The sequence below is a fragment of the Flavobacterium gelatinilyticum genome, from assembly GCF_027111295.1.
Lineage (GTDB): Bacteria > Bacteroidota > Bacteroidia > Flavobacteriales > Flavobacteriaceae > Flavobacterium > Flavobacterium gelatinilyticum.
In genome coordinates, this window is the sequence record NZ_CP114287.1 from 4,937,689 (window position 1) to 4,951,215 (window position 13,527).

The 13,527-nt window shown below is 36.5% G+C and carries 11 protein-coding genes; 9 read left to right on the forward strand and 2 right to left on the reverse strand.

Annotated elements, in window-relative coordinates; translation table 11 throughout:
• The first annotated feature begins 628 nt into the window (after window positions 1–628).
• The 8 genes from OZP11_RS21410 (at window position 629) to OZP11_RS21445 (ending at window position 9,960) form a co-directional block, all read left to right on the forward strand.
• Window positions 629–1,726, forward strand: a complete 1,098-nt coding sequence (locus tag OZP11_RS21410; RefSeq protein WP_281232521.1) for a slipin family protein — start codon at window positions 629–631, stop codon at window positions 1,724–1,726.
• Window positions 1,727–1,781: 55 nt separating this feature from the next.
• Window positions 1,782–2,348, forward strand: coding sequence for a metallophosphoesterase family protein (locus tag OZP11_RS21415; RefSeq protein WP_281232522.1), 567 nt, complete (start codon window positions 1,782–1,784; stop codon window positions 2,346–2,348).
• Between the two features lie 19 nt (window positions 2,349–2,367).
• On the forward strand, window positions 2,368–2,913 hold the full coding sequence (locus OZP11_RS21420; protein ID WP_281232523.1) for a 3'-5' exonuclease: 546 nt from the start codon (window positions 2,368–2,370) through the stop codon (window positions 2,911–2,913).
• Window positions 2,914–3,121: 208 nt separating this feature from the next.
• Complete coding sequence (locus OZP11_RS21425) at window positions 3,122–3,739, forward strand: hypothetical protein (RefSeq protein ID WP_281232524.1); 618 nt, start codon at window positions 3,122–3,124, stop codon at window positions 3,737–3,739.
• Between the two features lie 37 nt (window positions 3,740–3,776).
• Entirely contained in the window at window positions 3,777–4,907 is a 1,131-nt protein-coding gene (locus tag OZP11_RS21430; RefSeq protein ID WP_281232525.1) for an AAA family ATPase, read from the forward strand.
• 1 nt (window position 4,908) lies between these two features.
• Window positions 4,909–5,607: a hypothetical protein gene (locus tag OZP11_RS21435; RefSeq protein WP_281232526.1), complete on the forward strand. Its 699-nt coding sequence runs from the start codon at window positions 4,909–4,911 to the stop codon at window positions 5,605–5,607.
• Between the two features lie 5 nt (window positions 5,608–5,612).
• Window positions 5,613–8,174 (forward strand): ribosomal protein L7/L12, encoded by a 2,562-nt coding sequence (locus tag OZP11_RS21440; protein WP_281232527.1) that lies wholly within the window; start codon window positions 5,613–5,615, stop codon window positions 8,172–8,174.
• On the forward strand, window positions 8,146–9,960 hold the full coding sequence (locus OZP11_RS21445) for a hypothetical protein (protein WP_281232528.1): 1,815 nt from the start codon (window positions 8,146–8,148) through the stop codon (window positions 9,958–9,960). Before OZP11_RS21440 ends, OZP11_RS21445 begins: the two co-directional genes overlap by 29 nt.
• A gap of 48 nt (window positions 9,961–10,008) precedes the next feature.
• On the opposite strand, the gene OZP11_RS21450 is transcribed toward OZP11_RS21445, so the two are convergent.
• Window positions 10,009–10,803 carry a hypothetical protein gene (locus OZP11_RS21450; RefSeq protein WP_281232529.1) on the reverse strand — a complete coding sequence of 265 codons (795 nt, stop codon included), beginning with the start codon at window positions 10,801–10,803 and terminating at the stop codon, window positions 10,009–10,011.
• Window positions 10,804–10,889: 86 nt separating this feature from the next.
• On the opposite strand from OZP11_RS21450, the gene OZP11_RS21455 reads away from it, so the two are divergent.
• Window positions 10,890–11,573 (forward strand): outer membrane beta-barrel protein, encoded by a 684-nt coding sequence (locus OZP11_RS21455; protein ID WP_281232530.1) that lies wholly within the window; start codon window positions 10,890–10,892, stop codon window positions 11,571–11,573.
• A gap of 75 nt (window positions 11,574–11,648) precedes the next feature.
• Here OZP11_RS21455 and OZP11_RS21460 read toward each other — a convergent pair whose 3' ends face one another.
• On the reverse strand, window positions 11,649–13,427 hold the full coding sequence (locus tag OZP11_RS21460; RefSeq protein ID WP_281232531.1) for an AMP-dependent synthetase/ligase: 1,779 nt from the start codon (window positions 13,425–13,427) through the stop codon (window positions 11,649–11,651).
• Between the last annotated feature and the right edge of the window lie 100 nt (window positions 13,428–13,527).

Genomic DNA, 13,527 nt, shown 5'->3' on the forward strand with positions numbered 1-13,527 from the left:
TCGTGCGGTAGCTCAATCTGGATAGAGCATTAGAATGTTTACGCAGGTTCGAATCCTGCACCGAATATGCTTCGGTTAGACAAGTGGCTAGTCAACGGGTCTCAAAAACCTGCAAACAGCAGAGAACATCACTCTTAAAAAGATGATTAGGAAAAAAACTAATTTGTCTTTGTCAGTGAAACCCGGGTTTTAAAACCCTAAGTTTCACACTCTGATAAAGCCAGTGCGAACAGCAGCGTATTTTGAAAAGCGTGTTTTTCTTTTCGGTTTGATTGTTAAGAGAATTCGGGGATTCGCTTAATAAAACAGAATCGTAAACAATTCAGGCAGACAAAAAACAAACTATTCGTCCGTTTTTGTTAGAGGAGAAAGACAAAGAGTTTTTTTATTTAGAAAGAGAGAATAGAGGCAAGAGAATAGAGGCAAGAAGCAAGAGAATAGAAGCAAGAGAATAGAAGCAAGAAGCAAGAGAATAGAAGCAAGATGCAAGAGAATAGATTTGAAAAATAGGATATAGATATTCAGAAACCTGAAACCTGAAACCTGAAACCTGAAACCTGAAACTTGAAACTTGAAACCTGAAACAAACAAAACCAAAAAACCAAAAACCAAAAAAACAACACAAACCATGATAAAGAAAATTAAAATCGAAACGTACCAGATAGGTTTGGTGTTCGAAAACAGAAAATTATTAAAAGTAATAGAAGAAGGACAACACTGGATTTTTGGAAACAAAAACATAATGGTGTATGATTTAAACGGATCTTTTCAGCCTCCTTTTGAACTCGATATACTATTGCAGAATGAAGTTTTGGCTTCACTTTTAGAAGTAGTCGAGGTTGCCGATAACGAAATTGTACTACAATTTGTGAAAGGAAACTTCAAAGAAATTTTAGTGCCTGGAAAATATGCTTTCTGGAAAGGAATTGTAAAAAATGAATTCATCAAAGCCGATTTGTCTAAAATCGAAATCACAGAAAACATTCCTGTAAACTTACTCGAAAATGCTAAACTGAGATATTTTGTCAGAAAGTTTACAGTAGCAAGCCACGATAAAGCTTTGTTGTTTGTAAACGGAACTTTCATAAAAGAATTACAATCAGGAACGTATTATTTCTGGAATAACGCGATTACAATCGAGGTTAAAACAGCCGATACAAGACAGCAGCAAGTAGAAATTTCAGGACAGGAATTGCTGACTAAAGATAAAGCAGGATTAAGAATCAACTTTTTTGTGAGATATCAGGTTGTGGATATTCTAAAAGCTTTGGTCGAAAACAAAGACTTTGAAAAACAATTGTATGTTACGATGCAATTGGCTTTAAGAGCTTTTATAGGCAGTTTGACTCTGGACGAATTATTAAGCAGAAAAGACACTGTTGCCGATGCCGTTTTAGAAGAAGCCAAAGCTAAAATCAAAGACTTAGGACTGGAAATTTCTGATGCCGGAATTAGAGATGTAATTCTGCCGGGAGATATGAAGGAAATCATGAACCAGGTTTTGGTTGCCGAGAAAAAAGCTCAGGCAAACAGTATTATGAGAAGAGAAGAAACTGCAGCAACAAGAAGTTTATTAAACACAGCAAAGCTGATGGAAGAAAACGAAATGCTGTGGAAACTAAAAGAGATGGAATACGTTGAAAAAATCGCGGATAAAATTGGTGAAATTACCATTTCAGGAAGCGGAAACGTTATTGGCCAGCTGAAGGAAATCTTCGTTAAGTAAAAAGAAACCGGCAGTATTTAAGCAGCTGGTTTCAAATTAAAAAATTAAAAACACAATGAATCAAAAAATATTTTTCACGTCTGATCATCACTTTGGTCATACGAATATAATCAGGTTTAGCGAGCGCCCGTTTGCTTCGGTCGAAGAGATGGATGCAGAGCTCATTAAACGCTGGAACGAAAAGGTAAGTCCGCGCGATATTGTCTATCATTTAGGCGATATTTCGCTCGCAAGACCGGAACGAACAAAAGAAATTTTAGACCAGTTAAACGGTTCTATTTTTCTGGTAAAAGGCAATCACGACAAATCGGCACTGAGCTGTGCAAAACGATTTGAATGGATCAAAGATTACTACGAATTGAGTGTTGCCGATGAAGACGCACCAAACGGAAGACAAAAGATCATCCTGTTTCATTACGCTATGAAAGTCTGGAGAAGTTCTTTTAGAGGAACATGGCATTTATACGGCCACTCACACGGACAATTGTTCGACGATGAAACCTCACGTTCTTTTGACGTAGGTGTAGACTGCCACAATTATGAACCGCTTTCGTATGACGAGGTTAAAACCCGCATTTTGTCGAAAGCCTGGACAGCTCCTTTTGGAGACAGAGAATTGTAAATTTTAAAAATTAGAAAAAATGACAACTACAGATAAAGTTATTATCATCGATTTAGAAGCCACATGCTGGCAGAGCACCGTCCCGCAGGGACAGCAAAACGAAATTATCGAAATCGGACTGGCGGTTTTGGACACCAATACGGGAGAAATTTCTAAGAACAAAGGAATCCTGATTAAACCGCAGCGCTCTACGGTAAGTTTGTTTTGTACCGAATTAACAACAATCACGCAGGAATTGCTGGACAAAAACGGAGTTAGTTTTGAAGATGCTGTTAACCAGCTTATCGACGAGTACAATCCAGATTTGTATACCTGGGCAAGTTACGGTCAGTACGATTTGAATATGCTTAAAAAACAATGCAAATCGTTTGGTGTTCCGTACCCAATGGGCGACGAACATATCAATGTAAAAGAATACTTTGCGGAAAAATACGGTTTGGTAAAAGCAACCGGAATGAACGGCGCTTTGCATATGCTGAATATCCCGCTTGAAGGAACGCATCACAGAGGTATAGACGATGCCAAAAATATCGCCAAGATCTTGAACTGGTGTCTTAAAAATTAGAATTTAATTTGTTGATCACAGCTGTTAAAAGGATAGTTGACAGCTGTAAAAAGGAACTGCAGTTTAGAACTGCGGTTTCTCTTTTTTCGCCGCGAAAAAAAACGATTTTTTGTCCTTGTTTAATGATATATTTGTTAAGATACAATTTCAAAAAAGTGTGCTTTTAGAGCCGTAAAAATAATTCGATTCAAAAAAACAATCAGATAAAATGAAAACACCCTTTTTGGATACCATTTATCATCTCAGAACAATCGAACAGGTTATTTTGTACGATAAAATAATGACCATTACAAAAGCAGAGGAATCAGAAATTGAATTGTTCCTGGAAACCGAATACGAAAAAGAAATTTTAGAATATCCGGGCACAGCACCGCAATTTAATCCCGATGCGGCTTTATGGGCTGCCAAAACCGTTTACCTCTCGGTACAGCTATTGTTAAACAGAGAACATAAAGTAAGCGAACTGGATGTACTGTTACCCAATTATAAAGGAATTCAGGATGCATCGGCCATTATTTCGGCAGATATCTGCCTGCGTTTCCTGCCTCAAATTATGGCAGAAATGAAAAGAATTGATCCCGAAGATTTGGTAATTCCCATTTTAGAAAAAATCTTAATTCAGTTTCATTATTCTGCTGTAGGATCTGATTTGGATTTTGAAGAACTAAATTATGAAACTATTGCATCAAATGAATGTCTGCTGCAGCTTTATATTGATCGCATCGTACATCGGAAAGCAATCAAATATGCCCAGTCAGATTTTATAAAAAAACAGCTCGAAGCCGGATTTGGAGATTATAAAAAAATTTTCTGGGCGCAGCTTTAAAATACTCGAACAAAACAAAAAAAAACTAACCAAAATAATGAATACAATAGATAAATTAAACGAAGTTTTAAAACATATCAAGGAAATTTTTGTTGGTAAAAATGAGATTATCGACCTGCTGGGACTTGGATTACTGGCAAGGGAAAACGCCTTTTTGTTAGGACCTCCGGGAACTGCAAAAAGTGCCATCGTTAGATCATTGTCTAAGGGAATTGAAGGCGATAAAAACTTCGAATATCTTTTGACCCGTTTTACAGAACCCAATGAGATTTTCGGACCATTCGATATTCGTAAACTGAAAGAAGGCGAACTGATCACGAATACAGAAGGAATGATGCCCGAAGCTTCGATGGTTTTCCTCGATGAGATTTTCAACGCAAACTCGGCAATTCTGAATAGTTTGCTGATGGCGCTTAACGAGAAAATTTTCCGAAGAGGTAAAGAAACCAAAAAGCTGCCCGCATTGATGTTTGTAGGCGCCAGTAACGTGATGCCCGAAGATGAATCGCTGAATGCTCTGCTTGACCGTTTCCTGATTCGTATAAAATGCGATTATGTAGAACCGGATTTATTGCATCAGGTTTTAGCAGCCGGATGGAAACTGGAAAGTGCCGGTGCCAAAGAAACACCCACAATTTCAGCAGATGAAATCCGCGAATTGCAGAAACTCTGCCGTGAGGTAGATTTAACCGCAACACGAAACGAATACGTAGATATTATTCACAGCCTTCGAAATACCGGAATTAAAGTATCTGACCGTCGTGCCGTAAAACTGCAGAACCTAATTGCTGCCAGTGCCTTAATGTGCGGCCGAAAAGAATCGATTGTATCCGATTTCTGGGTTTTGAAATACATCTGGGACAACGAAGAACAAATTGAAATACTGGAAGGAATCATCAATAAAATTATCGAAAAAGATAATTCGGCAGATTCGCACCCTCAGGCTTTGTACAACAAAACGCCTGACGCCGAAAGTGTGATGAAAGAAGTCAATTATCTAACCGAAAAATGGCAGGATGAAAACCTTTCTTTTGAAGAACAAAATGTAATCAAGGATAAACTGAGATATATTCAGACCCGCTGCGACTGGATTAAAGATGCTGAAAAGAAAAAATACATTCAGGATCATATAGAATCGCTGTGGCAGAAAATCCTGCAGACTATTTAATATGTATTTTTTAGAAATAAATAAAGAGCACAAAAATTTTCTCGGCGCCATCAGGCACTGGGAAAACCTCAAAGCCGCTTTTGAAACCCATACAATCTGGATAAAAGATTTCTCGGCTGAACAGATAAATTCGGCCGAGGTTCTTCAGATTCCCTACACAAAACTTTATGAGTTAAAGGATAATTTATTGTTTGAAAAAGGAAAACTGCTTCCGGTAAAAAAACTTCCTTCGGGCTTGTTATGGACACCGGTTTTACGAGCACTTCCGGTTTCACTGCCTAAGTTTAACCATAACTTTTTCGGGATCGAAAAGGAACTAAAAACGACTTTAAAACCTTCTGAGGATTTCAAAGAAGCTTACGCTTTACTGGTAGAATATGACGAACTGAAGACGTTTATAGAATCTGCGCCAAAATACAGGCTTGCCCCTTTGCAATGGGTTATTGTAGACAAAAAAGCTCTGATTTTAGGAACACCTTTACTGCCCTTAAAAGGTGATACGTATTGGTTTGACAATAATTTTTTAATGCCTTCGGGATATAATTTCGAATGGCATGCTTTAACAAAAACGCTGCAGGAAAAAATAAACCCTTCAGCAGAAAGTATTGTACTTTGGAATAGGGACAATACGTATTCAAAAATCCCAATTAAAAATATAAAACCGCTTTCAATAAGCTCATTTCGATTAACTTTTTCATAAATAAAATGGAATTTCAAAGATATTTTCAATCGTATAAAGACTATTTCTGGGAATGGGAAAATCAAATTTTTTCCGAAGACAGTGTATTCGAAACCCTTACCATTCCGAACGGACAGACTATTGGGTACGAGAAATTTGTTTTTGAGATTTTAGAATTTCTTTCAGATGACAGTTTACCGCCTTTCGGAACTTTACTGCTGGCCATAATCGCAACAAATCCGGGAAATGCCGAAGCTGTTGCCATGATCGAAAACCTGGCAAAAAGCAAAGAACTGAAAAAGACTTTTCAGCATCAGAACTTTTTTAGGGTGGGGGCCAGTATCGATTTTTTAAAACTGCTTGCCAGCTTACCGGATGAATACAAAACCGGCGAAAAAAGACTGCAGTTGTTTCAGACCATCTTTCACAAGTGCCATAACCGAATTTCGACAGAAAAAGCAAAATTATTTCTGGATGAATATAGAGACTACAGGCATCATTTGTCGCGTGCAGCGGTCAAGGATGAGTTTAACGAATCGAATTTTATAAAGGATTTTAGAACGCTGGCGCTGTTAAAAGCAAAATTCCCTACAGTTAAGTCTATTCTGGATGAGATGGAAAATACACCGCAGAAAGAAGTAGAAGAAAAACTGGGAGAAGAAGTTTTAGAAGAAGAAAAACTCACTGAAAATCCACCTGATTTTGTGCAGCAGCTTATAGAAGACGACAGAACATTTCAGGTTGGGAGTCTCATAAAACGCCTATGGTCCGGATTGAATATTCCGCTTCATCATAATCACCCAAGCGAACAGCCTTTGGGAGGAATTTCGGATTTAACTAATAAAGGTGATTTTGATAAACTGGTGATCTCGGAATTCGCTTATGATGATGATGTCTTCATGTCCAGAATTGCCAACAATGAAGCACTTTACATTCAAAGAGAAGTACCGCCTCAGGCAGATAAATTTGAACGTATACTGTTAATCGACAGTTCGCTGAAAAACTGGGGAAATCCAAAGATTTTGTCTTACGCTTCGGCGATTGCTATTGCAGCACATCCTAAAACCGATATTAAATGCAGGTTTTTTGTACTGGGAGAGCATTTTGATGAAATAGCTTTAGATAATGTAAGTGAAGTAATTGCTGCTTTAGGTAAGCTCAGCGGAAAACTAGATAGTGCTGCAGGAATTGAAGCCTTTTTTAGAGTTAATAAAATCGACAGCAGTAAACAGGAAGTATTTCTTTTTTCGTCAGAAGACAGTTTAAAACTGACTCCTATGCAAAAAGTACTGAACGATTATTTTAACGAGATCAGATATGTTTTCGAAATGCAGCTGGAAGGCATTAAAGTTCATAAAAACCAGAACAAAGGCAGAAAACTGTTGCAGCATATTATAATGCCGCTGGATGAGTTGTGGCAGAGAGAGAAAAAAAGTAAGCCAAAACAATCACAGAAAACAGATTTTGAAGTAATGCCGCTTTTGTATCCTGTTGAAAGAAACTACGATACAATATTTCATGATGGAAAGAATTTCTACAACTATATAAAGGGAAATTTATTTGCGTTCGTAGATAATGCTTTTGACAAAGGTTTTGAAAAAAAAGCATCTGGTATTCCTTTTGGAAACGGAGAGTTTGCTATAAAAAGAAATCACCTGGGGCAGGAAATTTTATTGTATTATTACTGCGATTTGCTGGTACATAATATCAGCATATTAAATCTCCAAACTCGTGAGTTAAAAAGTGAAACACTTGATATAAGTGCATTAAAGGGAGGGAATATTAGTGTATATGTATTTGATGATGAATTTTACTTCACCAACGGGCAGATGTACTGGCATCTTAGCGATGATTTAAAGCTACACTGGAAAAACGGTAATGCGATAAGAGAAGCTTTCAGTATTTATTCCAGAACACGAAATTCATTTGTGAATAGTTTTAAAAACAGCAAATTTAAGTATAGTACCATAAAAAGAGTATTGGGAGCATCAATTGTCAATGGCCAAATCGAAATTAATGGTTTTGTATTCGCTCATTTAGAATTTAAAAAGAAAACCTACTATAGAAGCGACCTGACAGGAAGTGAAGATGTACGATTTACCGAAAAAGTAAATCTGATTTTAAAAACAAAAGGAACACCTTTAACAAAAGTTATAAAATTAATCAAAGATTATACAAACAAACCTTTGGAGGAATGCCAAAGAATCGTGGATGTAGATTTAGGCGTGATTTTAAATAATGTACCGAGAGAGAATGCCGAAAAACTTAAGAAACTGATAGAAGCGGAAGGAACAATCTGCTATATTGAAAGTTTGTTTTTCGAGTTCGAAGATGGCAGTAAAATAACCAATACAGATGGTATTCTTGTCTTTGAAAGCAGTAAAAAGGAAATATCTAAATTTTATATTCCTTTCATAATTAACGGCAGAACCGTTATGGTGTCAGAAAACGAATATTCAGGGAATGAATACTTCATTTCTGATCCTGCTATGACAAGTATCAAGGAAAGAGATTTTACGGCAAAATATATCGAGCCGTTTCTAAACAATATAAGACAGTATGAAACTAAAATTAAGCATAACAGCTAAAAATTCTTTCCCAAAAGAAGGAATTCTTATAACAAGTACTTCTCCCGGGGTCTGGCTTCATGAAATCCAGACTATCGGGCTGTCACTTGATGCTGTAAAAGTTTTTCCGGTTCCGGGAGTCAAAGCCAACGAAGTATTTGGCTGTCTTGTAGTTTTTAATCCAGGTAAAGTCAACGTAACCGATATTGGGAAAAATAACTTCTGTCAGCTGGCAGAAAACAAATTGTTTATTCCTGAAAATACTATCATCGAACCCCGGCTGACAAAAGAAGAATGGCATACTTTGTTTTCAGAACATTATCATTTACTGCATCCTGAAATTGGTTTTGTAGAATTGAAAGATGAAGTACTGTGGCAGGATCTGCTTCAGGCTCCGGTTGAAAAAGATACAGAAATACTCGAACCGTCAAAAACAATTTCGATACCTCAGTTTATTTCTTCTATTCGCTATGATATCAATCCCGAAAAGATTCTGGAAAATATCGAAGAACCCTTTTCAGAAGAAGAAAAAACAGATGATCTGCCTTTTGATCTTCAAAAAATAATGAATGGAAATCAGGCGGAAATGGATAAATTCCTGGCGTTTTTTGACAAAAATCCGGAACTGGCTTTGAAAATGGCAATTCCGCTCGATACATTAGGAACATCCAGAGGAGGAAATGACGGAAAATTTTCTTTTGATGGAATTACTTACGGCGGAGGCTCTTTTCGGGGAGGAGGAAATACAATGGGTTCGGATTCATTTGACAGTGGATCGGGCAGCATATTCCTAAAAATAGTTTTTGTACTTTTTGTTTTGGCCAGTGTACGCAGCTGCGATTTACGAAGCACCAATCTGGGTATAGATTCTGTTTTTGTAGTAATTGTTGTTATAGCCATAGTGGCTTTACTCGTTGCATTGGCGGTCAGCAGCAGTTCTTCCGGAAGTTCCGGAGGAGCCACTTCAGGCTCAGGAAGTTTAGGGTCTAAAGGATCTTCGGGCTCAGGGAATTCATTTTTAGTAGATTCAGAACGATTTGCCAGTTTACAAAATCGTTATGAAAAACTGGCCGAAAGTTTTATCGAAAAGAAAGAATATGCCAGAGCAGCTCATATTTACATGAAGCTTCTTAAAAACTATTACAAAGCAGCCGAAGTACTTGAAAAAGGCGAATTGTATAATGAAGCGGCTGCGGTGCATCTGAAATATCTGAAAAACAAAAACAAAGCGGCCGAATGTTACGAAAAAGGCCGTGCTTACAATCAGGCGATAGAACTGTATAAAGAGTTTAACAACTATGAGAAAGTGGGTGATTTATATTTGATATTGAATAATAAAAAAGAAGCCGATACCTATTTTTACAAGGTTATTGAAAGCTATACAAACCATTTTCAATATGTAAAAGCCTCTTTGGTTTACAGAAACAAAATTCAGGATGGTAAGCAAGCTCAGGATTTACTTTTAAAAGGATGGAAGGAAAACAGAGATGGGGCAAATTGTCTCAATAATTATTTTGCAAATATCAAATCTGTCGAAAAAGCATCAGAGGCTATTACTGCTGTTTACAATGATACAGTAGCAGAAATCAATTCGGAGTTGTTTTTGCAGGTTATAAAACACGAGTTTAACCGACATGAACAGTTAGAAGAAGTTACCAAAAATATCGCTTACGAAATCGTGGCTGATAAAATTGACAAGAAACCCGAAATTGCTTCAGAGCTGATTCATTTTAACCAAAAGAATAAATCGATGGTTAAAGATGTGATGAGGTATAAACTCAAAGCAAAAAATAAATACCAAAATTAACAAAGGCTGTCTTTTACGAGACAGCCTTTTATATTTGAATAGAAATGCTTATTTGAATGAATGTGAAAATTTACCATTCAGCATATAATTTTCTCCAACCGGAGTATCGCAGAAAATGATAGAGACCACATTGTTTTCATTTTTTACATAAAATTTAGTTCCTGTCGCGGCTACAGCTCCTCCCGGATAACCTCCGTAATTTTCTATAGAAAGTTTTGCTTCACCGGTCGATAAATTTTTATTGTTTCCGAAATCTCCCGAAACTACGGTATACGTGCCCGTTAACGGCGGATTCTGATTGTACTCGTTAAACTGAACTATTATTCGGACAGTCGAGTAAGATGCCGATGTTTTAAACTCGATATTTCCCTCATTAAATCCCCAGCCCGGATTGCTTATTTCAACATCGTTAATGCTTATTGTTGGTAACGATCGGCTTAAACTTATCTGATTATCAGTCGTTGGATTGCAAGGCGCTTTTTCGCCTGTTGTAAACGAATATTCTTTGCCATATCCCGCACCGATTTCGTTGACAGCATAAAATCTATAATAGTACGTTGTAGCAGGTTCGAATATGTTATAGGTCTTAAAAGTTTCACCTCTTCCTGTTCCTTCTGCAATTTTATTGTCGTTTACCGTAGGATTTGCAGATTTAGACCAGACAATACCAAATTCGCTGATTTTTTTACCGCCTTCGCTGGCAATTTCGCCTCCCAGACTTGCTGATGTGGTTTGTACATTTTCAGGTTCATAACTGAAAATAATTGGTACTGAATAGTTTATATTTTCAATTTCGCATCCGTTTAAAACGACCAGTAAAAACAACAGAAAAACTTTTTTCATCTAAAATATTTTTTGCCAAATGTATATAATTTAACAATATATTTGTCCTATAATTTTTAATAATAATCCCCGAGTTTTTCCCCTTTATGAGATCATCAAAAATTAGTTTCCTGCTCTTGTTTTTTCTTCTTGTGCATTCCAATATTTACAGCCAGCTGTTCGAAGGAAGGTTTGGTTTAACAGCCGGATATACTAATTACGTTTTAGATTCGAATGTGCTTTTTACAAAATCGCAGCCGGGTTATATGGTTGGAATAGTAAGTACTGCTGAAATTACAGATAATCTGGAGTTATCGATGGGTTTAAATTATGTGCACCACAGAATGGTTTTTATAGGAAAAGCCGACATGGATGCAGAACCGGAAGAATTAAAATTTAAACTCGAAAATTTAGATCTGCCGATCATTTTTAATTATAATTTTCTGAATCTTAAGAATGAAACCCTCAAATTTGGTGTAAACGCAGGTATTACAATTAGTTTTTTCCAGCAGTACGTTCCATCAGACAGCAGTAAGGAAGACTATATTCTTGATCCTCTTTACATGCCGGTTAAATACCTGAAATTTGATCAGGAAAATGAATCGATATCCATCAATACTTATATTCCTTTTGGTATAAGTGCAGAATATGCCAGTGTAGTCTGTAATTTACGATATAACAAAGGTTTATCTGATCCTTTTAGAAACGCGCCTTTCCATAATTCAGTTTACGAAACAAAAGCAAAACAGGATTATTTCAGTCTTTCATTTACATATTTCTTTGGTGAATAAATAATCCGGCTTACGATTATAATAAAAAATGCTGTCTAAAAAGACAGCATTTTCTTTGGTTAATTATTTTGATTTTTAATTATGATCGTAAATTTTTGCGTAAAGATCTTTGTAGATTTCTCTGATGACTTTTCGTTTTAATTTCAGGGTAGGAGTTAGCTGTCCTCCGTCGATAGACCAGACATCAGGAGTAAGTTCAAAACGTTTTACCTTTTCCCAGTTACCAAATTTTTCGTTTACTTTTTCCACCTCTTCGTCAATACGTTTTATTACATCCGGATTTGAAGCGATATCTGCATTAGAATCTCCTAAAGTAATTTTATGGATTTTAGCCCATTCTTTTACAAATTCAAAATTAGGCTGAATAAAAGCAGCCGGCATTTTTTCGCCTTCGCCAATAACCATAACCTGTTCTATAAAACGGGATTGTTTCATGGCATTTTCAATAAGCTGAGGTGCCACATATTTACCGCCCGAAGTTTTGAACATTTCTTTTTTACGGTCAGTGATTTTTAAGAAACCTTCGCTGTCAATTTCTCCAATATCTCCGGTGTGGAAATAACCGCCCTGTAAAGCTTCGGCTGTTTTTTCAGGATCTTTATAATATCCTAACATTACATTTGGACCTTTAAGTAAAATTTCACCGTCTTCGGCAATTTTAACTTCAAGATTACGAAGTGGTTTTCCAACGGTTCCAATTTTAAAACCTCTGTTTCTTTGGTCGTTAACGGCAATTACCGGAGAAGTTTCAGATAAACCGTAACCTTCCATAACCGGAATTTCGGCAGCAGCAAAAACTCTCGTTAAACGAGGCTGTAAAGCGGCGCTTCCTGAAACCATTAAATCCAAACGTCCTCCCAAACCTTCTTTCCATTTACTGAAAATAAGTTTGCGGGCAATTTTTAACTGAAATTCATACCAGAAGCCATTTGCTCCGTAAGGTTCATAACGAAGACCTAAATCGATAGCCCAGAAAAACAGTTTTTTCTTGATACCGGTAAGTTCGGCTCCTTTTGCATAAATTTTATCGTAAACTTTTTCTAAAAGTCTTGGTACAGCTGTAATTACTGTTGGGCGTACCTCTTTTAAATTATCACTGATTTTATCAATAGATTCTCCAAAATAAACTGAAACGCCATAATATTGGTAAATGTAAAGTATTAGTCTTTCAAAAATATGACAGATAGGCAAAAAGCTCAAAGCTGTACTATTACCCGGGGCAAACGGAATTCTGGGAGCACTGTCTAAAACATTCGAAACAATATTTTTATGCGAAAGCATAACACCTTTTGGTTTTCCCGTAGTTCCGGATGTATAAATAATAGTGGCTAAATCCTCCGTTTTTATGCTGTTTTTTCGAGCTTCAACTTCGTTCTGATTACTTGTATCTTCTCCTAAAGTTAAAAGTTCTGACCAGTGCTTACAGCCTTCAATTTCATTAAAAGAATAAACCTCTTTCAACGATGGCACGTTAGCCTTAATAAGATTTACTTTTTCAAGTACTTCTACATCAGAAACAAAACAGTAAATACTTTCACTATGATTTAATATATATTCATAATCCTCCTCTGAAATAGTTGGATAAATAGGAACATTTTGTGCACCAGTCTGCTGAATACCAATATCCATGATATTCCACTCGGTGCGATTGTTTGAAGTTATTACGGCAATTTTATCATCTTTTTGAACCCCCATGCGCAATAATGCTCTCGAAACGGCATTAGCTTTTGCAATATATTCCCGGCTGGATGTTTTTTCCCAAACCCCATTTTTTTTGGTTGCAAGGGCAACCGGAAGGTCATAAGTTTCTTGTTGATAATAGGGAAAATCAAAAAGTCGTGTGATTGAAACCATGTTTAATATATTGAATTTTACTGCAAATTAAATAAAAATTAAGTACCATTTTTATTTTTGTGAGATTTTATGGGAAAAATTACAGGTACTATTAAAAATC

Bases quoted from the DNA above. Each gene is read 5' to 3' on its own strand.
- OZP11_RS21410 (WP_281232521.1), top strand. From the start codon at position 629: ATGATAAAGAAAATTAAAATCGAAACGTACCAGATAGGTTTGGTGTTC.
- OZP11_RS21415 (WP_281232522.1), top strand. From the start codon at position 1,782: ATGAATCAAAAAATATTTTTCACGTCTGATCATCACTTTGGTCATACG.
- OZP11_RS21420 (WP_281232523.1), top strand. From the start codon at position 2,368: ATGACAACTACAGATAAAGTTATTATCATCGATTTAGAAGCCACATGC.
- OZP11_RS21425 (WP_281232524.1), top strand. From the start codon at position 3,122: ATGAAAACACCCTTTTTGGATACCATTTATCATCTCAGAACAATCGAA.
- OZP11_RS21430 (WP_281232525.1), top strand. From the start codon at position 3,777: ATGAATACAATAGATAAATTAAACGAAGTTTTAAAACATATCAAGGAA.
- OZP11_RS21435 (WP_281232526.1), top strand. From the start codon at position 4,909: ATGTATTTTTTAGAAATAAATAAAGAGCACAAAAATTTTCTCGGCGCC.
- OZP11_RS21440 (WP_281232527.1), top strand. From the start codon at position 5,613: ATGGAATTTCAAAGATATTTTCAATCGTATAAAGACTATTTCTGGGAA.
- OZP11_RS21445 (WP_281232528.1), top strand. From the start codon at position 8,146: ATGAAACTAAAATTAAGCATAACAGCTAAAAATTCTTTCCCAAAAGAA.
- OZP11_RS21450 (WP_281232529.1), bottom strand. From the start codon at position 10,803: ATGAAAAAAGTTTTTCTGTTGTTTTTACTGGTCGTTTTAAACGGATGC.
- OZP11_RS21455 (WP_281232530.1), top strand. From the start codon at position 10,890: ATGAGATCATCAAAAATTAGTTTCCTGCTCTTGTTTTTTCTTCTTGTG.
- OZP11_RS21460 (WP_281232531.1), bottom strand. From the start codon at position 13,427: ATGGTTTCAATCACACGACTTTTTGATTTTCCCTATTATCAACAAGAA.